The 24975-nt window shown below is 67.1% G+C and carries 23 protein-coding genes; 6 read left to right on the plus strand and 17 right to left on the minus strand.

Going from position 1 to position 24975, the window contains the following annotated elements:
* Nucleotides 1-5 precede the first annotated feature (5 nt).
* The 7 genes from hfq to AC1RJ5_RS01480 all read right to left on the minus strand — a co-directional run bounded on the left by hfq (nt 6) and on the right by AC1RJ5_RS01480 (nt 8607).
* Complete coding sequence (gene hfq / locus AC1RJ5_RS01450; RefSeq protein ID WP_342249761.1) at nt 6-560, minus strand: RNA chaperone Hfq; 555 nt, start codon at nt 558-560, stop codon at nt 6-8.
* A 94-nt stretch (nt 561-654) separates the two neighbouring features.
* Nucleotides 655-2034: a nitrogen assimilation response regulator NtrX gene (gene ntrX, locus AC1RJ5_RS01455; RefSeq protein WP_342249762.1), complete on the minus strand. Its 1380-nt coding sequence runs from the start codon at nt 2032-2034 to the stop codon at nt 655-657.
* Nucleotides 2031-4292 (minus strand): sensor histidine kinase NtrY-like, encoded by a 2262-nt coding sequence (locus AC1RJ5_RS01460; protein WP_493111318.1) that lies wholly within the window; start codon nt 4290-4292, stop codon nt 2031-2033. Before AC1RJ5_RS01460 ends, ntrX begins: the two co-directional genes overlap by 4 nt.
* A gap of 60 nt (nt 4293-4352) precedes the next feature.
* A complete protein-coding gene (gene ntrC / locus AC1RJ5_RS01465; RefSeq protein ID WP_493111320.1) occupies nt 4353-5798 on the minus strand; it encodes a nitrogen regulation protein NR(I) in 1446 nt (481 codons plus the stop codon).
* On the minus strand, nt 5795-6898 hold the full coding sequence (locus tag AC1RJ5_RS01470) for a two-component system sensor histidine kinase NtrB (protein WP_446745977.1): 1104 nt from the start codon (nt 6896-6898) through the stop codon (nt 5795-5797). Before AC1RJ5_RS01470 ends, ntrC begins: the two co-directional genes overlap by 4 nt.
* Nucleotides 6874-7872, minus strand: coding sequence for a tRNA dihydrouridine synthase DusB (gene dusB, locus AC1RJ5_RS01475; protein WP_342249764.1), 999 nt, complete (start codon nt 7870-7872; stop codon nt 6874-6876). The genes AC1RJ5_RS01470 and dusB overlap by 25 nt, the downstream gene beginning before the upstream one ends.
* A 357-nt stretch (nt 7873-8229) precedes the next feature.
* Nucleotides 8230-8607, minus strand: coding sequence for a TonB family protein (locus tag AC1RJ5_RS01480; RefSeq protein ID WP_342249765.1), 378 nt, complete (start codon nt 8605-8607; stop codon nt 8230-8232).
* Nucleotides 8608-8696: 89 nt separating this feature from the next.
* Here AC1RJ5_RS01480 and AC1RJ5_RS01485 point away from each other — a divergent pair, with 89 nt between their 5' ends.
* Both AC1RJ5_RS01485 and AC1RJ5_RS01490 read left to right on the plus strand, forming a co-directional pair.
* On the plus strand, nt 8697-9821 hold the full coding sequence (locus tag AC1RJ5_RS01485; protein WP_493111323.1) for a bifunctional 2-C-methyl-D-erythritol 4-phosphate cytidylyltransferase/2-C-methyl-D-erythritol 2,4-cyclodiphosphate synthase: 1125 nt from the start codon (nt 8697-8699) through the stop codon (nt 9819-9821).
* Between the two features lie 187 nt (nt 9822-10008).
* A complete protein-coding gene (locus AC1RJ5_RS01490) occupies nt 10009-10554 on the plus strand; it encodes a CinA family protein (RefSeq protein ID WP_260396040.1) in 546 nt (181 codons plus the stop codon).
* On the opposite strand, the gene AC1RJ5_RS01495 is transcribed toward AC1RJ5_RS01490, so the two are convergent.
* Nucleotides 10470-10976, minus strand: a complete 507-nt coding sequence (locus AC1RJ5_RS01495) for a type II toxin-antitoxin system RatA family toxin (RefSeq protein WP_184165952.1) — start codon at nt 10974-10976, stop codon at nt 10470-10472. The two genes, AC1RJ5_RS01490 and AC1RJ5_RS01495, sit on opposite strands and share 85 nt — an antisense overlap.
* Before the next feature lie 162 nt (nt 10977-11138).
* A complete protein-coding gene (gene lipA, locus AC1RJ5_RS01500) occupies nt 11139-12065 on the minus strand; it encodes a lipoyl synthase (protein WP_269575402.1) in 927 nt (308 codons plus the stop codon).
* 125 nt (nt 12066-12190) lie between these two features.
* Between lipA and AC1RJ5_RS01505 the strand changes: the two genes are divergently transcribed.
* Entirely contained in the window at nt 12191-12820 is a 630-nt protein-coding gene (locus tag AC1RJ5_RS01505; protein ID WP_184165958.1) for a carbonic anhydrase, read from the plus strand.
* Here the strand turns inward: AC1RJ5_RS01505 and AC1RJ5_RS01510 are convergent.
* The 6 genes from AC1RJ5_RS01510 to AC1RJ5_RS01535 all read right to left on the minus strand — a co-directional run bounded on the left by AC1RJ5_RS01510 (nt 12817) and on the right by AC1RJ5_RS01535 (nt 18465).
* On the minus strand, nt 12817-13395 hold the full coding sequence (locus AC1RJ5_RS01510) for an NAD(P)H-dependent oxidoreductase (RefSeq protein ID WP_493111327.1): 579 nt from the start codon (nt 13393-13395) through the stop codon (nt 12817-12819). The two genes, AC1RJ5_RS01505 and AC1RJ5_RS01510, sit on opposite strands and share 4 nt — an antisense overlap.
* A 61-nt stretch (nt 13396-13456) precedes the next feature.
* Nucleotides 13457-14491 carry a S41 family peptidase gene (locus tag AC1RJ5_RS01515; RefSeq protein WP_493111329.1) on the minus strand — a complete coding sequence of 345 codons (1035 nt, stop codon included), beginning with the start codon at nt 14489-14491 and terminating at the stop codon, nt 13457-13459.
* 96 nt (nt 14492-14587) lie between these two features.
* A complete protein-coding gene (locus AC1RJ5_RS01520; protein ID WP_493111331.1) occupies nt 14588-15361 on the minus strand; it encodes a polyphosphate kinase 2 family protein in 774 nt (257 codons plus the stop codon).
* Between the two features lie 58 nt (nt 15362-15419).
* A complete protein-coding gene (locus tag AC1RJ5_RS01525) occupies nt 15420-15968 on the minus strand; it encodes a hypothetical protein (protein WP_342249769.1) in 549 nt (182 codons plus the stop codon).
* 14 nt (nt 15969-15982) lie between these two features.
* Entirely contained in the window at nt 15983-17356 is a 1374-nt protein-coding gene (locus AC1RJ5_RS01530; protein WP_493111333.1) for a serine hydrolase domain-containing protein, read from the minus strand.
* Nucleotides 17357-17448: 92 nt separating this feature from the next.
* Nucleotides 17449-18465 carry a 2-hydroxyacid dehydrogenase gene (locus tag AC1RJ5_RS01535; RefSeq protein WP_269575396.1) on the minus strand — a complete coding sequence of 339 codons (1017 nt, stop codon included), beginning with the start codon at nt 18463-18465 and terminating at the stop codon, nt 17449-17451.
* A 277-nt stretch (nt 18466-18742) separates the two neighbouring features.
* On the opposite strand from AC1RJ5_RS01535, the gene AC1RJ5_RS01540 reads away from it, so the two are divergent.
* Nucleotides 18743-19924: a PQQ-dependent sugar dehydrogenase gene (locus AC1RJ5_RS01540; protein ID WP_184165977.1), complete on the plus strand. Its 1182-nt coding sequence runs from the start codon at nt 18743-18745 to the stop codon at nt 19922-19924.
* 6 nt (nt 19925-19930) lie between these two features.
* Here AC1RJ5_RS01540 and AC1RJ5_RS01545 read toward each other — a convergent pair whose 3' ends face one another.
* Nucleotides 19931-21322, minus strand: a complete 1392-nt coding sequence (locus tag AC1RJ5_RS01545) for an L-serine ammonia-lyase (RefSeq protein ID WP_269575394.1) — start codon at nt 21320-21322, stop codon at nt 19931-19933.
* Between the two features lie 165 nt (nt 21323-21487).
* On the minus strand, nt 21488-23326 hold the full coding sequence (gene aspS, locus AC1RJ5_RS01550; protein WP_493111336.1) for an aspartate--tRNA ligase: 1839 nt from the start codon (nt 23324-23326) through the stop codon (nt 21488-21490).
* Between the two features lie 175 nt (nt 23327-23501).
* Here aspS and rnd point away from each other — a divergent pair, with 175 nt between their 5' ends.
* Together rnd and AC1RJ5_RS01560 are read left to right on the plus strand one after the other, a co-directional pair.
* Nucleotides 23502-24680 carry a ribonuclease D gene (gene rnd, locus AC1RJ5_RS01555; protein WP_269575392.1) on the plus strand — a complete coding sequence of 393 codons (1179 nt, stop codon included), beginning with the start codon at nt 23502-23504 and terminating at the stop codon, nt 24678-24680.
* Nucleotides 24677-24967 (plus strand): I78 family peptidase inhibitor, encoded by a 291-nt coding sequence (locus AC1RJ5_RS01560; RefSeq protein WP_269575391.1) that lies wholly within the window; start codon nt 24677-24679, stop codon nt 24965-24967. The genes rnd and AC1RJ5_RS01560 overlap by 4 nt, the downstream gene beginning before the upstream one ends.
* Nucleotides 24968-24975 lie beyond the last annotated feature (8 nt).

Raw genomic sequence — 24975 nt, forward strand, 5'->3', positions numbered from 1 at the left:
ATCGCTCAGTCGTCGCTATTCTGTTCCTCGGCGAGGTTCAGCGGGTGCGCCGGCTGGATCGTCGAGACAGCATGCTTGTAGACCAGCTGGGCCATGCCCTCGCGCTGGAGCAGCATGCAGAACAGGTCAAAGGCCGCGATCTGGCCCTGGAGCATCACGCCATTGACCAGGAACATCGTGACATTTTCCTGCTGGCGGCGGACCGCGTTCAGGAAAATCTCCTGCAATACCGGGTTCTTGGACTGATATTCTCCCACCGCTTCGAGGAGCGGCGCAAGATCGACCGGGCCCGAGGGCATGATCGTGGAGATCGCGTGCTTGTAGATGAGCTGCGACTGGCCGTCGCGGCGGAGCAGCACCGAAAAATTGTCGAACCAGGTGACAATGCCCTGGAGCTTGACGCCCTTCACGAGGAACATCGTGACCGGGGTCTTCGACCGGCGCAGCGAGTTGAGGAACAGATCCTGAAGCGAGGTCTGCTTTTCGGCCATCGTACGTGACTCTCTTTGTTGGCGGGAGTTTCCCGCTTGGCGCCGTTCTCCGGCGTCGGGTCCGTGCACCCGTGTGGTGCGCAGCGGCGCCCTTTTATGCGTTGGCGGCCGAATCGTCCAGCCGGGGAATGCTTCAGACGTTGGTTGGGGCCGTAGCCCCGCCCTATTCTTCCCGGCTGTCGGTGATCCCGAGCAGCTTGAGCTTCCGGTGCAGCGCCGAGCGCTCCATGCCGATGAAGCTCGCCGTGCGCGAGATGTTGCCCGAGAAGCGGCGGATCTGGACGCGCAGATATTCGCGCTCGAAGCTCTCGCGCGCTTCCTTGAGCGGGGCACCCATGATCGCGCTGGTGCCCATGCCGCCGCCGGTATCGGCGGGGCGGCCGAGCACTTCGGGGGGCAACAGGTCGATGTCGATACGGCCGATGCGGTCGCCCGGCGCCAGGATCACGGTGCGCTCGACGACGTTGCGGAGCTGGCGGACATTGCCCGGCCACTCATAGCTCTGCAGCGCGACCATCGCATCGGGCGCGATCTCGGGCGTCGGTACGCGGCGTTCGTTCGCATAGTGCGCGACGAAATGCTCGACCAGGACCGGGATGTCCTCGCGGCGATCGGTGAGCGGCGGGATCGTCACCGGCACGACGTTGAGCCGGTAATAGAGGTCCTCGCGGAAGCGGCCCTCGGCGATCTCGCTCATCAGGTCGCGCGCGGTCGCCGAGACGACACGGACATCGACCTTGACCACCCGGGTACCGCCGACGCGGGTGAAGCTCTGGTCGGTCAGGACGCGCAGGATGCGCGCCTGGGTGGCGACCGGCATGTCGGCGATCTCGTCGAGGAACAGCGTGCCGCCATGTGCCTGTTCGAGCAGGCCGGTGCGGACCAGATCCCCGCCCTCTTCGACGCCGAACAGCTCCTCCTCCACGCGCTCGGGCTGCATGCGCGCAGCGCTGACGATGACGAAGGGCGCGGTGGCGCGCTGGCTCCAGCCATGGAGCAGCCGGGCGGCGACTTCCTTGCCCGTGCCGGCGCCGCCGGTGATCAGCACGCGGCTGCCGGTGGAGGCGACGCGCTTGAGCGTGGCGCGAACGGTGTTGATCGAGCCCGATTGGCCGGTGAGGTCCTCCTCGCGGCCTGCCGAGGCACGCAGCGAGGCGACTTCACGCTTGAGCCGCTCGGTCTCGGTGGCGCGTTCGACGAGGAACAGCAGGCGCTCGGCCTCGAACGGCTTCTCGATGAAATCCGAGGCGCCGCGACGGATCGCGGCGACGGCGGTGTCGAGATTGCCATGGCCCGAGATCACCAGCACCGGGATCGAGGGATCGCGGCGCTTGATCTCGTCGAGGATCTCCAGCCCGTCGAGCCGCGAGCCGTGCAGCCACACATCGAGCAGCACGAGGCTGGGACGCCGTTCCGCGATCGCTTCCAGCGCCTCGTCGCTATTGGCGGCGCCGCGCGTCGAATAGCCCTCGTCCTCCAGCACGCCGGCAACCAGTTCACGGATGTCGCGCTCATCGTCGACGACCAGGATATCGAGACTCATGACTTGGAACTTCCAGTACGGGTAAGCACGGCGGGACGCGGTTCTTCGCCGCCCTCGCCCTCGCCCTCAGGGGAACTCACCATCTCGGCGAGCTGATCGGTATCGAAGCAGAGCGTCACCAGCGTGCCGCCGCCCGGACGATCCGAGAAGGCGATGGTGCCGAAATGCTCCTCGACGATCTTCTTCACGATCGCGAGGCCAAGGCCGGTACCCCGGCTGCGCGTCGTCATGTAGGGCTCGACGATCCGGTCGCGCTCGACCGGCAGGCCGATGCCGTTGTCGGCCAGCGTCAGGGTGATCCTGCCGCCTTCCTCCGGGCTGATCGTCATGACGACCTGGCCCTGGGGCAGTGCCTCCCCTTCCCCGCGCGCCTCGATCGCCTCGACGGCGTTCTTGACGATATTGGTGAAGGCCTGGCCGATCTGGCGGCGATCGCAGATCAGGCCGGGAGCCGGATCGGGCGCGTCCATCTCGAAGCGGATCGTCGGATGCGCGACTTCGTGGAGGAACATCGCCTGGCGCGCGATGTCGAGCAGCGATTCCTGGCGGAACATCGGCTTGGGCATGCGCGCGAAGGAGGAGAATTCGTCAACCATGCGGCGCAGGTCTCCGACCTGGCGGACGATCGTGTCGGTCAGCTGGGCGAAAGTGCCGTCCTCGGGCTCGATCTTCTTGCCATAGCGGCGCTTGAGGCGCTCGGCGGCGAGCTGGATCGGGGTGAGCGGGTTCTTGATCTCATGCGCGATGCGGCGCGCGACGTCGGACCAGGCGGCCCGGCGCTGGTCGTTGAGCTGCTGGGTGATGTCGTCGAAGGTGAGCACCTGACCCGCCTCGTCGCTGGTGACCTTCACGGCGAGCGTGCGCGCATCGCCGCCGGTGCCGAGCTGGATCACTGCCTCGCGGTCGCCGGTGTCGAGCAGGTCGTTGAGTTCGGGCGCGAGCTCGGCGAGCGGGTGGCCGACCAGCTCCTGCTCGCCCTGGTGGAGCAGCTCGATCGCGGATTCGTTGATCAGTCGGACGTTGCGCTGGGCGTCGATCGAGATGACGCCCGCCGAGACGCCCGACATCACCGCTTCGATCAGCACGCGGCGGCTTTCGAGCTGGGCGTTGGCGGTCCTGAGTGCCCCGGTCTGTTGCTCGAGACGCTCGGTCATGCCGTTGAAGGCGTCGCCCAAGGTGCTGATCTCGTCGCCGGTCTGCGGGATGTCGACACGCGCGGCGAGGTCGCCGCCGGCGACGCGGCGGGCGGCGGTGACGAGCTGCTCGACCGGCTTGACCAGGCGATCGGCCACCGCGAGCGCAATCCAGGTGGCGATGCTGACGATCAGCAGCGCGACGCCGAACAGGACAGCGTTGAACTGGAGCTGGAGCGCCCGCGAGCGTGCCTGCAGCGCGTTGAACTCGGCGACGATCCGGTCCGCGCCCGAATTCTGCCGGTTCATGAAGTCCACGTTCACGCTGTTCGCGACGTAGAGGAAGATGTTCTGCGAGCGATCGAGCGGGGTGACGACCCACTGCTTCTCGGCATCGAAATTGGTGTAGCTCTGCTCGTCCTTGAGCAGGTTGAGGACCTGGCCCGAGACACGCGCGGCGAAGGTCTTCGCGGGAGGTGCTTCCCAAGCGTACATCGCCTCGACCTGCTTGCCGCCGACGACGCGGAACACGACCGCCTGATCGAAAGAGCGGTAATAGAGCTGCTGGAGCAGGCTGCTCTGGAACGCCTGCGAATTGACCGGGATCTTGGGGAAATCGCCGGTGAGGTCATCGACCATGGTGCGCGCTTCGGTGGCCCAGCGCTGGGCGACGAGGCCGCGGCCCTCCTTGGCGAGGTCGGTCGTCGCGTCGAAGGCGTTGCGCGCGCGCTCCGAGCCCCAGAGCTGAACGCCCGACTGGAACATCACCGATGCCGCGATCACGGTCAGCACGATCGGGATGCTCGCCATCAGGGTGAACACCGCGACGAGGCGGACATGGAGGCGTCCGCCCCCCGCCAGCGCCGATTTGGCGGCGCGGTGGATGGCGATACGGCGGCCGATCAGCACGATCAGCGCGACATAGGGCAGCAGGTTCGCCAGCAGCAGCGATGCGGCGACGCCGGGATTGAAGACCTGGTGCGAGAAGTTGCGGACGAACAGGAATGTGGCGACCGGCGTGGCCACGGCCAGCGCCAGCACCACGATTTCCAGCAGCCGGATAGGCGCCAACTGCCGCCCTTTCGGCGTGACCTCGATCAGGGAATCGGCGGTGACGGCATCCATCGTGGCCAAGCTAGATCGAGATTGTGGCAAAAAGAACACATAATCGTGCGCAGTCTGTCGCTATTCGGCACCATCCGGGCGATTGGGGCCGACATCGATGCCGAGCGTATCGAGCCGTTTCCGCAGCGTATTCCGGTTGATCCCCAGCGCGCGGGCGGCGCGGAGCTGGTTGCCGCCGTGGCGCGCGAGCATCGCCTCGATCAGCGGGCGCTCGACCTCGCCGATGATGCGATCGTAGAGCGTGCCGTCGTCGAGCGCGCGGGGCTCCTCGATGGCGATGCGCTCGAGCCGGGCGCGGACGGCGGCCTCGATGCCTTCGTCTCGAGTCGCCTGGACCGGTGCGGCACTGGCCTCGCCCAGGGCGCGGCGCAGGGCGTCGCCGTCGATCACTTCGTCACGGCTGAGCGCGGCTATGCGGCGCATGAGGTTCTCGAGCTGGCGGACATTGCCGGGCCAGTCATAGGTCTCGAGTACCCGCACCGCGTCGGCCGCGAGGCTCTTGCGCGGCAGGCCATCCTCGGCGGCGCGATCGAGGAAATGGCGGGCGAGCAAGGGCACATCGTCGCGGCGTTCGCGCAGCGAGGGCAACGCGATGGGGACGACGTTGAGGCGGTAGAACAGGTCCTCGCGGAACTGCCCGGCCTGGACCAGCGCCGCCAAATCCTTGTTGGTCGCCGCGACGATGCGGACATCGGCCTTGATCGCGCGGGCACCGCCGACGGTGGTGAACTCGCCCTGCTGGAGCACGCGGAGCAGGCGCGTCTGCGCGTCCATCGGCATGTCGCCGATCTCGTCGAGGAACAGCGTGCCCCCGGCCGCCTGCTCGAACTTGCCGGCGACGCGGGCGGCAGCGCCGGTAAAGGCACCCCGCTCATGCCCGAACAGCTCCGCCTCGATCAGCTCGCGCGGGATCGCGGCCATGTTGAGCGCGACGAAGGGCGCGCGGCGGCGCGGGCCGAGATCGTGGATCGCCTTGGCGACCAGCTCCTTGCCGGTGCCCGACTCGCCCGAGATCAGCACCGTGAGGTCGTTCGAGACGACGCGGGCGATGACCCGGTAGACCTCCTGCATCGCCGGCGAGCGGCCGATCAGCGAAGAGCCGCCACTCAGCTCTTCATCGGGCTGCTCGGCGGGGGCATGGCGGCCGCGGGCGATGGCGCTGCGCACGGCCTGGCCGAGCACGTCGAGGTCGAAGGGCTTGGGGAGGTAGTCGAAGGCGCCGACCTCGGTGGCGCGGACTGCCGTCGCCAGCGTGTTCTGCGCGGAGAAGACGATCACCGGCAGGGCGGGATGCTCGGCGGTGAGCCTGGCGACTTCGTCGAGGCCGTTGCCGTCGGGCAGCACCACGTCGGTGACCAGCACATCGGGTAGTGCCGCACCGATCGCGCGGCGCAGCTCGGCGAGGCTGGCTGCCGTCGTGACGGCATGGCCTTCGCGGCGCAGCGCGGCGGCGACCACGGTGCGGATCGCGCTGTCGTCGTCGACGACCAGGACCGAGCCGCTCATGCCTTGGCTCGCGGGAGCAAAATACGGAAGACTGTCATTTCAGGGGGGCGTTCCCGGGCATATTGGATGATCCCGCCCATGTCGCGGACCAGCTTCTCGACGAGCGGGAGGCCCAGCCCCTTCCCCTCCGGCTTGCCCGATACGAAGGGCTCGAACAGGTGCTCGGCAATGTCCTCGGGCGCGCCGGGGCCATTGTCCATGACGCAGATCTCGATCGGCAGCGGCACGCGCGGACGGCCGGCGCCGGTGCTGACCGACATGCCGTGGCGATAGGCGGTGGTCAGCACGATGCGTGGCTGGGCCAGCCCGCCCAGCGCCTCGGCGGCGTTCTTGAGCAGGTTCATCATCACCTGCTGGAAGGCGTCGGGATCGATCAGCACCTGCGGCAGCGAGGGATCGAAGCGCTCCTCGATCACCATGCCGCGGGCAAAGCCGGCCAGCGCGACGCGGCGGGCATGGTCGAGCAGCGGATAGACATTGGTCGGCTCGAGCTTGAGCGGCCGCGTGTCGGTGAAATCCTGCATCCGGTCGATCAGCGCGACGATGCGATCGACTTCGGTGGTGATCAGGCCGGTGAGCTCGCGGTCCTCGCCCGAGCTGGCGAGCAGCTGCGCGGCGCCGCGGATGCCCGAGAGCGGGTTCTTGATCTCATGCGCCAGCATCGCGGCGGCACCCACCGCGGCACGGGCGCCGGCGCTACGGTCGGCGCCCTGCGCCACCCGGCGGGACTGGGGCGCGTGATGGAGGGTGACGATGCGCCAGCCCGGATGATCGGCGACCATCGTCTCGACGAAATCGACACGGATGCGCGGGCCGCGGATCGCCTCGATCTCGATGTCGAAGGCAGCGAAGCCGTGCCCGTCACGCCGATCGACATAACCATCGGGCGGGCTCAGCACCGCGTCATAGGGCTGGCCGATCATCGTGGTCTCGGCATGGTTGAGCATCGCCTCGCACGCCGCATTGGCATGGGCGATGCGACCGTCGGGATCGATGACGAGGACCGCGACGGGGAGCGCGGCGAACATCTCCGCGAAGCTGGGGCCAGTGGCGGGCGGCGCAGGCCGCAGCCGCCTCAGGCCGCCGCGCGGGAACGCCACGGCGCGTAGAATTCGTCGAGCATCGCCAGCACCGTCTTGGCGTCGGCTATCTGGTTGACCTTGTTGCGGAATTCCGCCGAGCCGGTGAGGCCCTTGGTGTACCAGCCGAGATGCTTGCGCATCATGTTGACGCCGGTCATCTCACCATAATGTTCGAGACTATCGACGTAATGCTCGATAATCACACGATATTGTTCGTCGATGCTCGGGTCGGCGCGCTCGCCCTTGCCCGTCAGCGCATCCATCACCTGGCGCAGCACCCAGGGCTTGCCGTACGCGCCGCGGCCGATCATCACCCCGTCCGCGCCCGACTGGCGCAGCGCCTCGCGGGCATCCTCGACCGAGCAGATGTCGCCATTGACGATCACCGGGATCTTCACCGCGTCCTTGACCGTGCGGACGAACGCCCAGTCGGCCGAGCCGCGATACATCTGGTTGCGGGTGCGGCCATGCACCGTGACCATCTTCACCCCGAGATCCTCGGCGATGCGGGCCAGTTCCGGCGCGTTGAGGCTGTCATGGCACCAGCCCATGCGCATCTTGAGCGTGACCGGCACGTCGACCGCCTTGACGCAGGCGTCGATCAGCGAGGCGGCATGCTTGAGGTCGCGCATCAGCGCCGAGCCGGCATCGCCATTGGTGACCTTGCGGACCGGGCAGCCCATGTTGATGTCGATGATCGCGGCGCCGCGATCCTCGTTGAGCTTGGCGGCCTCGGCCATCTCGGCGGGCGAGCAGCCGACGAGCTGCATCGACACCGGCTCCTCGATCGGATCCCAGGCGGCCTTCTGGATCGACTGGCGCGTGTCGCGGATCGCGGCGGCGCTGGCGATCATCTCGGTGACGTTGAGGCCCGAGCCGTAACGGCGCACGGCGCGGCGGAACGGCAGGTCGGTCACGCCGGTCATCGGCGCGAGAATGACCGGGTCTTCGACCGTCACCGGGCCGATCTGGATGGGGGCGAGTTCGCTCATGACAATGCCTGAAAAATAGGCAGCGGCACCTACAGGTACAAGCAGATATTGGCAAGTAGACGGTTCCGGACGCGGAAGCTGGCGTTGGTTGCGCGCCAGGCGGGTTGCGCGGTGGCGCTCCGGGGAATGGAAATCAGCCAGGAATGGCGGAAACGCGCGGGTTTCCGCGGAGTCGATGTGCGCATTGCCTGACGCCTTGAACGCGGATGTTGGCGCGGTGCCCTCGCAGCGTTGCGGCAAGCCGTTGCGCGAGTGCGGGAAATCCTGTGCTCGCTTCGGCGTATCGACAGTTCAAAGAGCGGCCGGCGGGAACCGGCTGAGCTTCGAGGCTGCCGGAGGATTTCCTACATTGGAAGGCTATTCAGGCTCGCCTGGTTTTGGCGGCCAATGGATGATCATGCGAAACTCCGTGGCAAGATTGCCCATCGGCGTGATGGCGGGCGTGAACTCGGCGCGCTTCAGCAGCAGCCTGCAGGTCTCGCGATCAAGCCATCGCGATCCGCTGGACCTGGCAACCTTGCATCCCCCCACCTGCCCCTGCTCGCCGACGGCCAGGGCCACCTTGACGCTTCGGCGCCCGAGCTTTCGGCGGATTTCCGCTGGATAGTCGTGATCGGTGATCCAGCTTTCGGAGTGAAGGGGGCTCGCGCCGGTCGAGATCATCTCGCTCCGCCCATAGTCCTGCTCGGGGACATCCTGTTGGGCGAGGAGTGCGAGCAAGGTGAGGATGAGCATGCGGGCCTCCAATGCCGGCAGATACTATGCGCGTAGTTGGGGAAATCAAATGGTGGCAGCGCTACGGGGCATACGCTAGGCGACTGGCGATGAGGACTGTCGCCATTATCGTCGCCGCCGGGAGCGGTACCCGGGCCGGGGGGAGCGTGCCCAAGCAGTTCGCGCCGCTGGCCGGCAAGCCGATGCTCCGGCACAGCTTCGACGCCTTGACGTCCCATCCTGAAGTGGACGCTGTGGTCGTAGTTGTTGGCGAAGGCCAGGAATCGGCGCTGCACGCGGTGCTGGGGGATGTGCCCCTTGCGAACGGTGGGGCGACGCGGCGGGAAAGCGTACAGAACGGTCTGGTGCTGGCGGGGGATGCGGACCGCGTGCTGATCCACGATGCCGCCCGTCCCTTCCTGTCGCACGCCGTTATCGACCGACTGCTGGCGGCGCTGGACGATCATGCCGGAGCCATTCCGGGCCTGCCGGTGGCGGATACGCTTGTTTCCGCGTCCGGAGCGTCTGTTCCGCGCGAAGGGCTTGTGCGGGTGCAGACGCCACAGGCGTTTCGCGGGGCCGATATCGCCGAGGCGCATGCGGCGTGGCCGCCGGATCAGGAAGCGACCGATGACGCGCAGATGGTGCGCGCACTCGGCAAGACGGTTGCAGTCGTGGAAGGGAGCACGATGCTCGAGAAGATCACCCACCCCAATGATTTCGCCGCCGCCGAGGCGCGGTTCGGGGCTTCGATGCGGGTACGGACCGCGACCGGCTATGACGTGCACCGCTTCGCCGAGGGCGAGGAGCTCTGGCTGGGCGGGGTGAAGGTGCCCTATTCGCGCGGGCTTTCCGGGCATAGCGACGCCGATGTGGTGCTGCACGCGATCACCGACGCGCTGCTCGGCACGATCGGCGCGGGCGATATCGGCATGCACTTCCCGCCGAGCGACCCGAAATGGCGCGGGGCGGCCTCGGCGCAGTTCCTCCAGCATGCGGCGGGCCTGGTGGCGGCCGAGGGTGGCGTGATCGATTTCGTCGACGTCACGATCATCTGCGAGGCGCCCAAGGTGGGCCCGCACCGCGAGGCGATCCGGGCGAGTATTGCCGCGATCCTGGGGCTGCGGGTGTCCGAAGTGAGCGTGAAGGCGACGACCACCGAGCGGCTGGGGTTCACCGGGCGCGGCGAGGGCATGGCCGCGCAGGCGGTGGCGACGGTGCGGGTGCCTGCCTGAGTGATGGTCTTGCGGCTCCCCGGCGAAAGCCGGGGCCCAGGGTCACAAGCGAAACGGCAGAGAAACCCTGGGCCCCGGCCTTCGCCGGGGAACTGCCGAGCATTGGGGGCGTGGGACACTCTCCCCGCCGCCTCAGGGAACGAACTGACTCGCGTCGGCAACATTACGGTGGCACATGCCCCGCCCTATGGACACGATTCTCCCGCCGGAGCTGGTCGCCGCAGCGCGCAAGGTGCTTGAAGCCAATCGCGCAGCCGGGCGCCGCGTCGCCGTGGCCGAGAGCTGCACGGGCGGCCTCGTCTCGGCCGCGCTCACCGAGATCCCCGGCTCCTCCGACGTCTTCGACGCCGGGTTCGTCACCTATTCGAACGAAGCCAAGCACGATGTGCTCAAGGTCGGCAGCGACGTGCTGGAGACCTTCGGCTCGGTCTCGATCGCGGTCGCCTGGAGCATGGCGCAGGGCGCCCTCGCCCGCACCCATGCCGATGTCGCGGTGGCGATCACCGGGATCGCCGGCCCCGATGGCGGCAGCGAAAAGAAGCCGGTGGGCACGGTGGTGTTCGCCCAGGCGGTGCGCAACGCCGATCCCGATCACATCGTCGCGGATGCCCGCCATTTCGAGAATAACGGCCGTGCCGGCATCCGCCTTCAGGCGGCGTTGTGCGCGCTCGAGCTGCTGATGCCGGGTGCCGCGGCGCCCGAGGCGGACGAAGCCGACGTCGAATCGCCGTAGAGCCGGGCAGCGCGTTCCTCGAACGCGTTGATCATCTTGCGCAGCGCCCGGTCGAACATCTGGCCGGCGAGCATCTCGAACACGCGGTTCTTGAAGGCGAAGTCGACGGTGAAATCGACCAGGCAGCCCCCCTGCCCGTCGCTGCGAAAGCCCCAGTCATTGTTGAGGTGCTTGAGCGGGCCATCGACATATTCGATGTGCAGGCTGGCCGGGCGCGCCTTGGTGACGCGCGAGGTGAAGGTCTCGCGCAGGCCCTTGAAGCCGACGATCATGTCCGCGAGCATCTGCGTATCGCTGTTCGAGCGGACACGGATCGCGCTGACCCAGGGCAGGAATTCCGGATATCTGGCGACGTCGGCGACGAGGTCGAACATCTGCTCCGGCGTGTAGGGCAGCGGGCGGGTTTCGGAATGCTTGGGCATTGTCTCTTCTGGTTCGAAACGCTTCCTATTGCCGTCATTCCCGCGAAGGCGGGAATCCATTGGCGGTGCCGTCGCCCATCTATCCCGATTTCAGGATGAATGGATCCCCGCCTTCGCGGGAATGACGATGGTGGAATACCCTCCCCGCTCCGGGGAGAAATTTCACTTGGCCCCCTTGGCCAGCTTCGCCTCGCGCGCGGCCTTCATCTCGGCGAAGTCCTCGCCGGCGTGATAGCTCGAGCGGGTCAGCGGCGAGGAGGCGACCTGGAGGAAGCCCTTGGCCCGGCCGATCGCGCCATAGGCCTGGAAGGCGGCGGGGGTGACGAACTCCTCGACCTTGGCGTGGCGCGGTGTGGGCTGGAGATACTGGCCCATCGTCAGGAAATCGATGTCGGCCGAGCGCATGTCGTCCATCACCTGGTGGACCTCCAGGCGCTGCTCGCCCAGGCCGAGCATGATGCCAGACTTGGTGAAGATCGTCGGGTCGAGGCGCTTGACCGTCTCCAGCAGGCGCAGCGACGCATAATAGCGCGCGCCCGGGCGGATCGTCGGGTAGAGCCTGGGGACGGTTTCCAGGTTGTGGTTGTAGACGTCCGGGCGGGCAGCGACGATCGCTTCGATCGCGGCTTCATGTTTGTTGCGGAAGTCCGGCGTCAGGATCTCGATCGTGGTGGTCGGGTTGGCCTTGCGGATCTCCTCGATCACCTTGACGAACTGGCTGGCGCCGCCGTCGGGCAGATCGTCACGATCGACCGAGGTGATGACGATGTGCTCGAGGCCCATCTGCGCGGCGGCTTCCGCGACGTGCTGCGGCTCCAGCGGATCGACCTTGCGCGGCATGCCGGTCTTGACGTTGCAGAAGCGGCAGGCGCGCGTGCAGACGTCGCCCAGGATCATCACCGTGGCGTGTTTCTTCGTCCAGCACTCGCCGATGTTCGGACAGGCCGCTTCCTCGCAAACGGTGACGAGGTTCTTCGAGCGCATCAGCGCCCGGGTTTTCGCGAAACCTTCCGAGGTCGGAGCCTTTACGCGGATCCAGTCGGGCTTGCGCTGACGCTCGGGACGCGGTGCTGCGGAGAGATCGTTCATGGGGGCCAGATAGAGCGGCTGGGCCGGCGTTTCCAGCCCTGGTTGCACTTTCGTCAAGCTGTGGCCTCCGCAACACTTCGATACAAACCTTGGCAGTCGGAAAAGCGGACGCTAGGGCATCCGCCATGACCGACTTCACCGACCTGCTCGACGGCTATCAGCGCTTCCGGACCAGCGAATATCGGCGGCATCGCGACCGCTGGTCGGGGTTGAGCGAAGGCCAGAGCCCGCGGGTGATGGTGATCGCCTGTTCGGACAGCCGGGTCGATCCGGCGCAGATCTTCGATACCGTGCCCGGCGAGATCTTCGTGGTGCGCAACGTCGCCAACCTGGTGCCGCCGTTCGAGGATGATGCGAGCCGCCACGGCGTGTCGGCCGCGCTGGAGTTCGCGGTGAACCAGCTCGAGGTGCCCGAGATCCTGGTGCTCGGCCATGGCGCGTGCGGCGGTGTCGGCGCGGCGCTGTCGCAGCGCTTCAAGGGCGCGGCGAACGGTGAAGGCGGGTTCATCGCCCACTGGGTCGACATGCTCGATGCGGCGCGCGAGCAGGTCGTCGCCAAATATGGCACCGGGCCCGAGGCGGTGCGCGCGCTCGAGCTGGAGACGGTGCGGGTGTCGCTGACCAACCTCACCACCTTCCCCTTCGTCAGCAAGCGGCTGGCCGAGGGACGGCTGAAGATCCACGGCGCCTATTTCGCGATCGCGGACGGCGTGCTGCACGTGATGGGCGACGACGGCGAGTTCGCGCCGGCCTAACGCGCGGCGGCGCCGAGTTCGGCGACTTCCTCCAGATAGCGTTTGCGCGGGGTCCAGCCGCCATCGACGCTGCCGATGATCTTGTGCCGGACCGGGCCGAGCCCGCAGAAGCGCAGGATGTTGCGCTCCAGGCTCTTGAGGCTGTGGGCGCGGTAGAGCCAGCTATAGACCGGCGCGGGCGTCTGCATCGTCACCACCACGCGCGCCGAGCGGCCCTGGAGCAGCGGTTCGGGAAAGCCCTGCTTGACATAGCGGAAGGCGAAATCGGGGCGGAGCAACTGTTCGAGGAACGCCTTGAACCACGCCGGCACGTCGCCGAGCCAGAGCGGATAGAAGATCGCGACATGCTCGGCCCAGAGCAGGTCGCGCTGGATCGCCTCGATCACCGGGAGGACCGGCTCCTCGCGATATTCGTCCTGGGTGCGCAGGATCGGGAAATCGAGATCGGCGATGCGGACGCGGCGGACTTCGTGCGCCGCGCCTACCGCCCCCTCGGCATAGGCATCGACCAGCGCATGGCCGTAGCGGGCGGGATCGGGGTCCGGATGGCCATCGAGCAAGAGGATGCGGGTCATGGCATGACCCTGCCCCGCCCTGTCCCACCTCGCCTTGCGCAGGGTCAAATGGCTGGGGTGGTCAGAGCCCGGCGTCGGTCTTCAGCGTGCCTTCCGGATCGGCGATCGCGTCGGCGCGCTCCTGTTCGGACTTGGGCGTAGCGACCAGTGGCTTCGCGGCGGCGAGCGCACGGCGATAGGCCTCGACCAGTGCGGCGCGCGGCTCGGTGCGGATATCGGGCTGGACGCCCTTGCCTTCCCAATTGTCATGGGTGGTCGGATGCTCGACCCGGCCGTTGGGGACGAAGGCGCTCATGCCGGCACCGAGCTCGACCGGGCGGTTCTGCGGATTGGCGCCGCCGCGGGTGGGCTCGCCGACCAGCACGGCGCGGTGGGCGGCCTGAAGGTCATAGGCGAAGCCCTCCGCCGCCGAGAAGGTGCGGTTGGCGGTGAGCACGAACACCGGCTTGTCGAGATAGAGTGAGCCGCCGGCCGGGATATCGGTGTGGCGCTGCTCGACTTCGGTGGTGCCGTCCCGGTTGCGCCAGGTGATCTTCGCCATCGGGATCGGGGTGGCCGAGAGATGGCCGAGCAGGCGCGAATCCGCGGTACCGCCGCCGCCGGTATTCTCGCGCAGGTCGATGATCAGCGCGTTGGTGTCGCGGAGCATCTCCATCGCGCGATCGATCATCACGGCGCCATCGGCGTCCTGGGCGAAGTAGCGCAGCTTGAGATAGCCGATATTGCCCGGCAGGCGGCGCACGCCCATCAGCCCGTGAGCGATATGCTTCTCGAGCAGCGCGGCTTCATTCGGGACCGGCGTGCGATCCGGCGTGATCGTGTTGATCCTGATCTTGAGATGCAGGTCGTGGCTCTCGGCGAGGAGCGCGTTGACCTGCGTGACCAGGGCCTCACGGTCGCGGATCGCGATCAGGCGGCCCCGTTCCTTGCGGAGGAGCGCCTGGATGCGCGTGCCGACATCGGGATAGGAATAGGTGTCGAGCCCGGTGATCAGCGCATCGACCGCGCGGGTGGCCGCGGCCGGCGTGAGGTCATCGGGTGCCGCCGAGACGGGAGCGGCGAGCAGAAGCAGGGCAGCGGCGGCAAGGGTGCGCATCGGGGTTCCGAACCTGTGAAGTGTGTTGCTTGAACAAACCACTTCGGCGCGGAACGCGATTTCCTTGCGACGAAACTCAACTTTGCCGCGACCGGATCAAAGGTCGAGCGCCTTCTTTGCGACCTTCTCCACCTCGGGATCGAGCTCGGGCGGGGTCATCGGCACATGCTTTTCCAGCGCATCGGCGATCGCGGTGAGCGCGGTGATGCGGGCGGACTTCTTGTCGTTCCCGTCGATCACGATCCAGGGCGCATGCTCGGTGTTGGTGCGCTTGAACATCTCGTGCATCGCCTCGAGATAGTCGGGGCGCTTCGCCCGGTTGCGATAATCGTCGAGCCCGGTCTTCCAGCGCTTCCAGGGATGTTCGAGCCGGTCCTTGAGCCGCTTGTCCTGGGTCTTCTGGGTGACGTGGACGAAGACCTTCACGAGGGTGGTGCCGGCCGTGACCTGCTGGGCCTCGAAATCGTTGATCTCGGCATAGCCGCGTTCCCACTCGGCCTTGCCGGCAAAGCCCTCGACCCGCTCGACCAGGACGCGGCCGTACCAGGTACGGTCGAAGATCGCGATATTGTGCTGGGCGGGCAGCCGGCGCCAGAAGCGCCAGAGGAAATGATGGGCCAGCTCCTCCTGGGTGGGCGCGGAAATCGGCCAGACTTCGTAGTAGCGCGGGTCCCATTCGGCGGTGAGGCGCTGGATGATGCCGCCCTTCCCTGCCGCATCCCACCCTTCGAACGCGACGATCGCGCGGCGGCGGTGGACGATATGGGCGTAGTGGATGTGGCTCAGCCGCTTCTGGACCTTGGCCAGCGCCTTTTCATAGTCGCCGTGGAGCTTCTCGCCCTTCTCATAGTCCGACAGATCGATCGTCACGCCGTTCCTCCATTCAATGGGGGAACGATAGAGGCACGATAAGGCTGCGCCAACCGCCTCAGTCGGGGTTTTCGGCCGCGACCTTCGCTGTCTCGGCGCGCAGGGCCTTGAGTTCCTCGAGCGACATCGGCGCGTCCGGACCGGAGCCGCTGTCGCCGCAGCGATTGTGCAGCGCCTGCGACGCGGTGAGCATCCGCTCGCTGAGCGCGAACTGGCGGTCCATCGCCTGATCCATCTCCTTCGGCATGCCGTTGCTGCCCATGCCGGCGGTCGCCGCGCTGGACATCAGCGAGCCACCCATCGACACCGCCGTGCCGACGCCCGGGATCAGGCCGGCCAGGCTGGAGAGCAGCCCACCGGTACGCGCAGCCTTGGATCGCGCCTGCATCTTCTTGCGCATGTCCTCGGCCATCCTGGTCATGCCGATGCTCTCGGCCTGCATGTCGCGCTCGGCCTGGGCGACTTCGGCGCGCAGCTTGGTGCAGACCGGATCCTCGGCGGGCGGCCCGGCGGGCGCCGGCGGCTGGGGCACATCCTGCGCGACGGCCGCGCCCTGAACGAGCAGCAGCGAGGCGGCAAAGGCGAGAATGGGGGGATGGCGAGTCATGGCAAAGCTCCCGGTCAATCGTCCGAAGGCGGGTGGAGGTCGGTGATCCTGCCGGCGGCATCGATGCCGAAGCGCCAGGTCATCGACTGGTTCCTGAAAGCGATCGCATAGAGGCGGACATGCTCGTCCTTGCCGGGCGTATCCGCGACCAGGGTGACGCGCTGGACCGGGCCGAGCGCGGCGAGCAGCGGCTGGCCGTAATCCTCGAGGAACGGCACCGGCCCCTTGAGTGCGCTTTCGGCATAGCGCTTGCGATCGAGCTTGCCCGCCGCCGCTTCGGCCATCGCTTCGCGCATCAGCGCGGTGAGTTCGGGCTTCGTATCCGGCACCGCCCTGGGCGCGGCCGGCCGGGGCAGGTAGAAATCGGCGATGCCACGCGCGAGCAGCGGATAGTAACGCTGCTGGTTGGTGAGGACGATCACCGTCAGCCCTTCGGCACCGGCATGGAGGATGTCGGCGAGCGCGGGGCCGCCGCTGTGCCCGACGACCTTTACGCCATGATAGGTGCCGGCGGTCCAGCCCACGCCGAAGCTGGCGGGCTTGCCGGTCTTGAGCAAGGGGGGCGTCTCGAGCAGCTGCTGGCTTTCGGGCTTGAGCAGCTCCCCGCGATCGAGCGCGGCGAACAGGGCGGCGAAATCGCGCGCCGAGCTGTGCAGGCCACCGGCGGCATAGCCGGTCTCACCATAGACGAAGCTGCTCATCCGCTGCTCGCCGTCGCGCCAGGCATGGATGGCGGCGCGGTGCGGGAGCGGCAGCGACGAGCGGAACGGTCCACCCTGGCGCTCGAAGTTGAAGCCGGTGTCCTTCAGGCCGAGTGGAACGCAGATCTCGTCGCGAAAGATCGCGGCGATGTCCTTGCCCGCCACCTTCTCCATCACCGCGCGCAGCACGACGAAATCGGTGAAGCCATAGCGGCTCTCGGTGCCCGGCGCATAGGCCAGCGGCGCCTGCATCGCGGCTGCGAGCGTGTCCACGACATTGTCCTTATGCTCGGGCAGCTTCTCGGACAGGCCGGAGCTGTGGCTGGCGAGGTTGAGGATCGTGATCTCGCGCCAGCTGGCGGGGGCATCGGGGAAGAAGCGATCAAGCGTGTCGTCGAGGCGGAGCTTGCCGGCCTCGACCAGCCGCATCAGCGCGATGCCGGTGAAGATCTTGGTGGCGGACGCGGTCTGGAAGCGCGTGTCCGGCCCCACGGGTGCGTTCCATTCGAGATTGGCGAGCCCGTAGCTGCGCACCGTCTCGACCTTGCCCTTGCGGACCACGGCGACGGCGATCCCGGGGATGTGCCCGGCTTCCATCTGGGTGCGGACATAGTCATCGACGGCATCGGCGCTTGCGGGCGCCGCTGCGAACAGGGCCATGGCGGCCACACCAGCCAGGTAACGCATCCAACCCTCCCGACACGAGCAAGACTGCCCGAAATCGGGCTAGCCGCGCCGGGAACCTGCCGGGAATGGCTATGCGATGAAAGTCGACCTGCTCACTTCGAAGCAGCGATCCGATCGGCATCGACGCGGTTCTGGAGCATCTTGCCCGCTTCGGCATCGGCGGCGCTGCGCAGTGTCGTCTCGGCGATGGCGGCCAGCGCTTCCTCGGTGAGGAAGGCCTGGTGGCCGGTAACCAGCACGTTGGGGAAGGTCAGCAGGCGCTGGAAAAGGTCGTCGGAGATGATCTCGTTCGACAGATCCTCGAAGAACAGATCGGCTTCCTGTTCATAGACGTCGAGCGCAACGGCGCCGATCTTGCGGGACTTGAGCCCCTCGATCAGCGCGGCGGTATCGATCAGTGCGCCGCGGCTGGTGTTGACGATCATCAGGCCGTCACGGGCGGCGTCGATCGTCGCGGTATCGATCAGGTGGCGGGTGTCCGGGGTGAGCGGGCAATGGAGGGTGACGATCTCGGCGGTGCGCAGCAGTTCGTCGCGGGGAAGGTAGCGGACGCCGATGCGCTCCAGCTCGGGGTCGGGATAGAGGTCGGCGGCCAGCACCTCGCAGCCAAAGCCGAGCCTGAGGCCGCGGGCGACCAGCGCGCCGATCTTGCCGGTGCCGATCACGCCGACGGTGCGCCCGTGGAGATTGCGGCCGATCAGGCCGTCGAGCGCGAAATTATTGTCGCGCACCCGCGCCCAGGCGCGCGGGATATGGCGATCTACCGCAAGCAGGAGCCCGATGGTGAACTCGGCAACGGCATGGGGGGAATAGGCGGGCACGCGGACCACGGCGATCCCGAGCCGATGCGCGGCGGCGAGATCGACATTGTTGAACCCGGCACAGCGTAGCGCGACCAGCCGCGTCCCCTGCCCGGCCAGCACTTCCAGCACCTCGGCATCGACGACATCGTTGACGAAGACGCACACCGCCTGGTGCCCGGCGGCGAGCGATGCGGTGGCGGGCTCGAGGCGGGGCTCGAGGAAATGCAGGTCATGGCCGAATGCCGCGTTCGCTTCGGTCAGGAAGCGGCGGTCATAGGACTTGGTGTTGAACACCGCGATACGCATGCATGTCTCCCGCCGGATGTGCCGGCCATTTCGGATACCGCAGCGGCCCGGCGGCGGCCAGTGGTGCCCGGACATGCGCCCTATCATGCGTCAACCACACCATTTCGGATGAAATTGGGCGCGTGACGAATGAAAATCGTCGCAACTTCCCTTGAATAATAGCTGAATTATATGCTTTTTCCGCTGCGGAGCTGCGCTCCGGGTTTCAGCGTTCTTGGGGGATTTCATGAAAATCGGTTCGATGTGGCGTCTGGGCGCAGGCCCTTGCGCGTGCGTGATGGCGCTTGCCGCCTGCAGCGGCGGTGGCGGCACCGGCTCCGGACCCAGCGGCGGCGTTGCCGGCCCGACCCCGGCGCCGACGGTCAGCCCGACGCCGACTCCCACCCCCACGCCCACGCCGGTGCCCAAGGAAACCGCGACCACCAGCGACGGCGTGACCGTCGACATCGCGCCGATCGCTGCCTTCGAATATCCTTGGGCGATCAACTTCATTCCCGACGGGCGCCTCCTAGTGACCCAGGCCTTTGACGGGATCCGGCTGGTTGCCCAGAACGGGTCCTATTCCGCGCCGCTTGCCGGCCTGCCCAAGGGTTTCCGCGCGTTCGACATCATACTGAGCGCCGATTACGCCACGTCGCACAAGGTGGTCATCAGCTTCGACGAGCCGGGTACCAACGGAGCGGAAGGGCTCGCCGTGGCGACGGCGGAGCTGGTGTTGCCGACCGATGGCGAGCCGCGCTTCGAGAATTTCAAGACCATCTGGAGGCAGACCAAGACGACCACTGCCGGCCAGTTCGGCGGCAAGCTCGCCTTCTCGCCGGACGGCAAATATCTGTTCATCACCACCGGCGAGCGCGCGACCTTCGATCCGGCGCAGGACCTGTCCAATACGCTGGGCAAGACGATCCGGCTGTTCGCCGACGGCACGATCCCGCCGGACAATCCCTTTGTGAAGACGCCCGGTGCGATGCCGGAGATCTGGACGCTCGGGCATCGCAATCCCTATGGCATCGCGTTCGATGCCGCCGGGCGCCAGTGGCAGCACGAAATGGGTCCCAAGGGCGGCGACGAGCTCAACCTGATCGTTCCCGGCGGCAATTATGGCTGGCCGAAAGTCTCCTGGGGCAACAACTATGACGGCGGGCTGATCCCCAAGCCGGCGACCGGCGACGGCTATGTGGCGCCGGTGACCTATTGGGACCCGGTGATCGCGCCGGCGGGCATGATCATCTATTCGGGCAAGATGTTCCGGCAATGGGCCGGCTATGCGATCATGGGCGGCCTGCAGTCGCAGGGGCTGGTGTTCGTCAAGTTCAACGGGACGAGCGCGGCCGAAGTCGCCCGGTTGCCGCTCCACGCGCGCATCCGCGATGTCCGCGAAGGCTCGGACGGGGCGATCTGGGTGCTCGAGGATACCGGCACCGGGCGCGTGCTGCGCGTCTCGCCCCGGCCGAACTGAGCGGCCTCAGCAGGCGACGACGTTCACCGCCAGGCCGCCCTGGGCCGTCTCCTTGTACTTGGAGCGCATGTCCTCGCCGGTCTGGCGCATCGTCTCGATCACCGCGTCGAGGCTGACGACATGGCTGCCGTCGCCATGCATGGCGAGATAGGCGGCGTTGATCGCCTTGATCGCGCCCATCGTGTTGCGCTCGATACAGGGGATCTGGACGAGGCCGCCGATCGGATCGCAGGTGAGGCCGAGATTATGCTCCATGCCGATCTCGGCGGCGTTCTCGATCTGGGCGTTGGTTGCGCCGAGCGCCGCGGCCAGGCCGGCGGCGGCCATCGAGCAGGCGACGCCGACTTCGCCCTGGCAGCCCATCTCGGCTGCCGAGATCGAGGCGCGCTTCTTGTAGAGGAAACCGATCGCCGCGGTGGTCAGCAGGAAGGTTCGCGAACCCGCGGGCGTGGGGTTGGCGCAGAAGGTCTCGTAGTAGCGCAACACCGCCGGGATCACCCCCGCCGCGCCATTGGTGGGCGCCGTGACGACGCGGCCGCCGGCGGCGTTCTCCTCGTTCACGGCGAGCGCCCAGAGGCTGACCCAGTCGAACACAAGCGACGGATCGCTGCGCGGTCCGCGCGCCATCAGCCGCTGGTGAAGATCGCGGGCGCGGCGCTTGACCTTGAGGCCGCCGGGCAGCTCCCCCTCCCCGCGCATGCCGCGATCGATACAGGCCGACATCGCGGCGCGCAGGCTGTCGAGGAACGCGTCGGTCTCGGCGTCATCGCGCCAGGCGGCTTCGTTGGCGCGGACGATATCGGCGATGCTGGCGTCCTGCGCGGCCGCCACGGCGAGCAGCTCGGCGCCCGAGGTGAAGGCGAAGGGCAACTTGACGTTGGTCTGCGGCGCCTCGCAGCCACCCTCGACGATCGCACCGCCGCCGATCGAATAGTAGAAGGTCTCCCAAGGCTCGCCCTCGGGATAGTGCGCCACGAAGCGCATGCCGTTCGGGTGGGCCGGCAGGAACTTGTCGTCGCGGAAGATCAGGTGGCGGCCCTCGACGAATGGCACCACGACGTGGCCGCCCAGCGCCAGCTGCTGCTCGGCGCGGATCGTGTCGACGATCGTGTTCACCGCGTCGGGATCGACGCTCTCGGGCTGGTAGCCGGCAAGGCCGAGGATCGTCGCGATATCGGTCGCGTGGCCGCGCCCGGTAAGGGCGAGCGAGCCATAGAGTTCGCAGGAGACGGCGGTCGGCGTTCCGCGATCGAGCGCCGCTTCCGCAAAGGCCGCGGCGGCGCGCATCGGGCCGACGGTGTGCGAGCTCGACGGGCCGATACCGATCGTGAACAGGTCGGCGAGCCCAATGGTCGCCTCCGCCCGGGCACGCGCCCGCGCGGTGTTGTCTTCAGACATTGCTACTCCTGCGTCCCGACTCTGTCGGCCGGATTGCTGATCTTGGTTGTAGTTTTATGTCTGTAGGTTGAAGTTTTATAACTTCAAGCGGGCGAGAGGCCCCTTGTAATTCTGTTCCCCGGCTTTCGCCGGGGAACAGAGAGGGCGGTCACGCGACCGCGAAACTCAGCCCGCCGAGGGATCGACGATGCCGTCGGTGCCCTTCTTGGCGAGGTCCGCCGCGACCTGCGGCGCCAGGCGGATGTTGAGCTCCTTGAGCTGCTTCTCGCTGACATAGGACGGGGCCTGCATCATCAGGTCCTCGGCCTTCTGCGTCATCGGGAAGACGATGACTTCGCGGATGTTCGGCTCGTCGGCGAGCAGCATGACGATGCGGTCCACGCCCGGGGCCGAGCCGCCGTGCGGCGGGGCGCCGAACTTGAACGCGTTGATCATGCCGGCGAAGTTGGTGTCGACGTCCGCCTGGGTGTAGCCGGCGATCTCGAACGCCTTGTACATGATCTCTGGACGGTGGTTCCGGATCGCGCCCGAGGACAGCTCGATGCCGTTGCAGACGATGTCATACTGGTACGCCAGGATGTCGAGCGGGTCCTTGGTCTCCAGCGCTTCCAGCTCGCCCTGCGGCATCGAGAAGGGGTTGTGGCTGAAATCGACCTTCTTGGCGTCCTCGTCATACTCGAACATCGGGAAGTCGACGATCCAGCAGAATTCGAAGCGCTTCTTGTCGATCAGCTCGAGCTGCTCGGCGGCGCGGGTGCGCGCGAGGCCGGCGAGCTTGGCGGCCTGGGCTTCCTTGCCGGCGGCGAAGAAGATGCCGTCGTTCGGACCGAGGCCCATCGCGTCGGCAATCGCCTTCATGCCTTCCTGGCCGTGGTTGTTGGCGATCGGGCCGCCGAACACGCCGTCCTTCTGGGTGGCATAGCCGAGGCCCGGAAAGCCTTCCGACTGGGCCCAGCTGTTCATGTCGTCGAAGAACTTGCGGCTCTTCTCATGCGTGTTCGGCGCCGGGATGGCGCGGACGACATCGCCGCCCTCGACGATCGAGGCGAAGCGGCCGAAGCCCGAGCCCTTGAAGAACTCGCTCACGTCGGTGATCAGCAGCGGGTTGCGCAGGTCGGGCTTGTCGTTGCCGTACTTCAGCATCGATTCGCGGTACGGGATGCGCTTGAACGGAAGCGCCGAGACGCTGCGGCCCATGCCTTCCCAGTCGGCGAATTCCTCGAACACGCCGTGCAGCACCGGCTCGATCGCGGCGAACACGTCGTCCTGGGTGACGTAGCTCATCTCGAAATCGAGCTGGTAGAACTCGCCAGGCGAGCGATCGGCGCGGGCGTCCTCGTCGCGGAAGCAGGGCGCGATCTGGAAATACTTGTCGAAGCCGGCGACCATCAGCAGCTGCTTGAACATCTGCGGCGCCTGCGGGAGCGCGTAGAACTTGCCCGGGTGGACGCGCGACGGAACGAGATAGTCGCGGGCGCCTTCGGGCGAGGACGCAGTGAGGATCGGCGTCTGGAACTCGGTGAAGCCCTGGTCGATCATCCGGCGGCGCAGCGAGGCGATGACGCTCGAGCGCAGCATGATGTTCTTGTGGACCTTCTCGCGGCGCAGATCGAGGAAGCGGTTCCGCAGGCGGATTTCCTCGGGATATTCGGCATCGCCGAACACCGGCAGCGGCAGTTCCTGCGCCTGGCTCTGGATCTTCGCCTCGGTGACGCGGATCTCGACTTCGCCGGTGGGGAGGTTCGGGTTCACCGCCTCGGCCGAGCGCGCGACGACCTTGCCGGTCATCGTCACGACCGATTCGCTGCGCAGCGACTCGATCACCTGGAAGGCCGGACCGTCCACTTCGGTGACGATCTGGGTGATGCCATAATGGTCGCGCAGATCGATGAAGACCAGGTCGCCATGGTCGCGCTTGCGGTGGACCCAGCCCGAAAGGCGGACTTCCTGGCCGACATGTTCGGCGCGGAGCTGGGCGCAGGTGTGCGTGCGATAGGCGTGCATTTCCGGTCTTTCCCTTGCTCGTCACCCCCGCGAAGGCGGGGGTCCAGGGTCACGAGCGATGTTGCCTTGGGCTCTGGATCCCCGCCTGCGCGGGGATGACGAATAAATTAGCGTGGGCGCGCATTCCTTGCAGACCCCACTTTTGTCAACCCGAAGACCGGTCTATGGGCCTAGGATGCATATCCATGGTCTGATTGAAGACAGCGCGACTCTCGCCAACCTCTGCGCCCGCCTCGCCAACAAGCCTTACGTCTGCGTGGACACCGAGTTCATGCGCGAAAACAGCTATTGGCCCGAACTTTGCCTGATCCAGATCGCCGACGACGAAGAAGCCGCGGCGATCGATCCGATGGCACCGGGAATCGATCTCACCCCCCTGCTCGACCTGATGGTCGACAATGAGGAGGTGCTGAAGGTCTTCCATGCCGGCGGCCAGGACATCGAGATCGTCTACAACCTGACGGGCAAGACCCCGCACCCGCTGTTCGACACCCAGGTCGCCGCGATGGCGCTCGGGCTTGGCGAGCAGATCGGCTATTCGAACCTGGTCGACACCTATCTGGGCTTCACCATCGACAAGGGTGCCCGCTTCACCGACTGGAGCCGCCGCCCGCTCGACAAGCGCCAGATCGACTACGCCATCGCCGACGTGACCCACCTCTCCAAGATCTTCCCCAAGATGCTGGAGAAGCTTAAGAAAACCGGTCGCGGTGCCTGGCTCGACCAGGAGATGGAGCGGCTCGCCGATCCCGAGAACTATCATAACGACCCGGACGAGGCCTGGCAGCGCGTGCGCGTTTCCAGCCGCAAGCCGGAAGTGCTCGGCCGCCTGAAGGCGCTCGCCCGCTGGCGCGAGCTCGAGGCGCAGGGCAAGGACCTGCCGCGCGGCCGCATCGTCAAGGACGAGACGCTGGCCGACCTCGCCGGCAACCCGCCGCGCAAGCAGAGCGACCTGGGCAAGGTGCGCGGGCTCTCCGCCGCCTGGGCGGGCAACGATATCGGCGGGCGGCTGATGGCGGCGCTCGACGGTTCCGAGCCGATGTCGACCGCCGAGATGCCGCCGCGCGACGATCGCAAGCCCTCGCTCGGCAAGGACGGCGCGCTGGTCGCTGACCTGCTCAAGCTGCTGCTCAAGATCCGCGCCAAGGAGATCAACGTGGCGCCCCGCCTGCTCGCCCGCTCGGACGATCTCGAGTCGCTGGCCGCGGGGGTGCGCGACGGGCTCGCGATCCTGGAGGGCTGGCGCTACGAGCAGTTCGGCCGCGACGCGCTCAACCTGGTCGAGGGTCAGCTGGGGTTCACCGTCAAGAATGGTAAGCTCAAGATGACCCGTACCGAGGAACCCACCGCATGATTCGCCTCGTCCTGCCTGCCGCTGTTGCCCTGGTGATGACCGGTGCCTGCACCCCGAAGACGCCGCCCGAGGCGATCCCGGGCGTGGAGTGCAATGCGTCGAAGCTGGGCGACCTGGTCGGCAAGACGCGCAGTCCCGAAGTCGAGGCCGAGGCGCTCAAGCTGTCGGGCGCGAAGACGGTGCGCTGGCTGACGCCGGAATCGATGATGACGATGGATTTCCGCCCCGACCGGCTGAACCTGCATCTCGGCACCGACGGCAAGATCGGCTCGGCCCGCTGCGGGTAAGCGGCGTC

It is taken from the genome of Sphingomonas sp. GW822-FHT03G08, assembly GCF_058801135.1.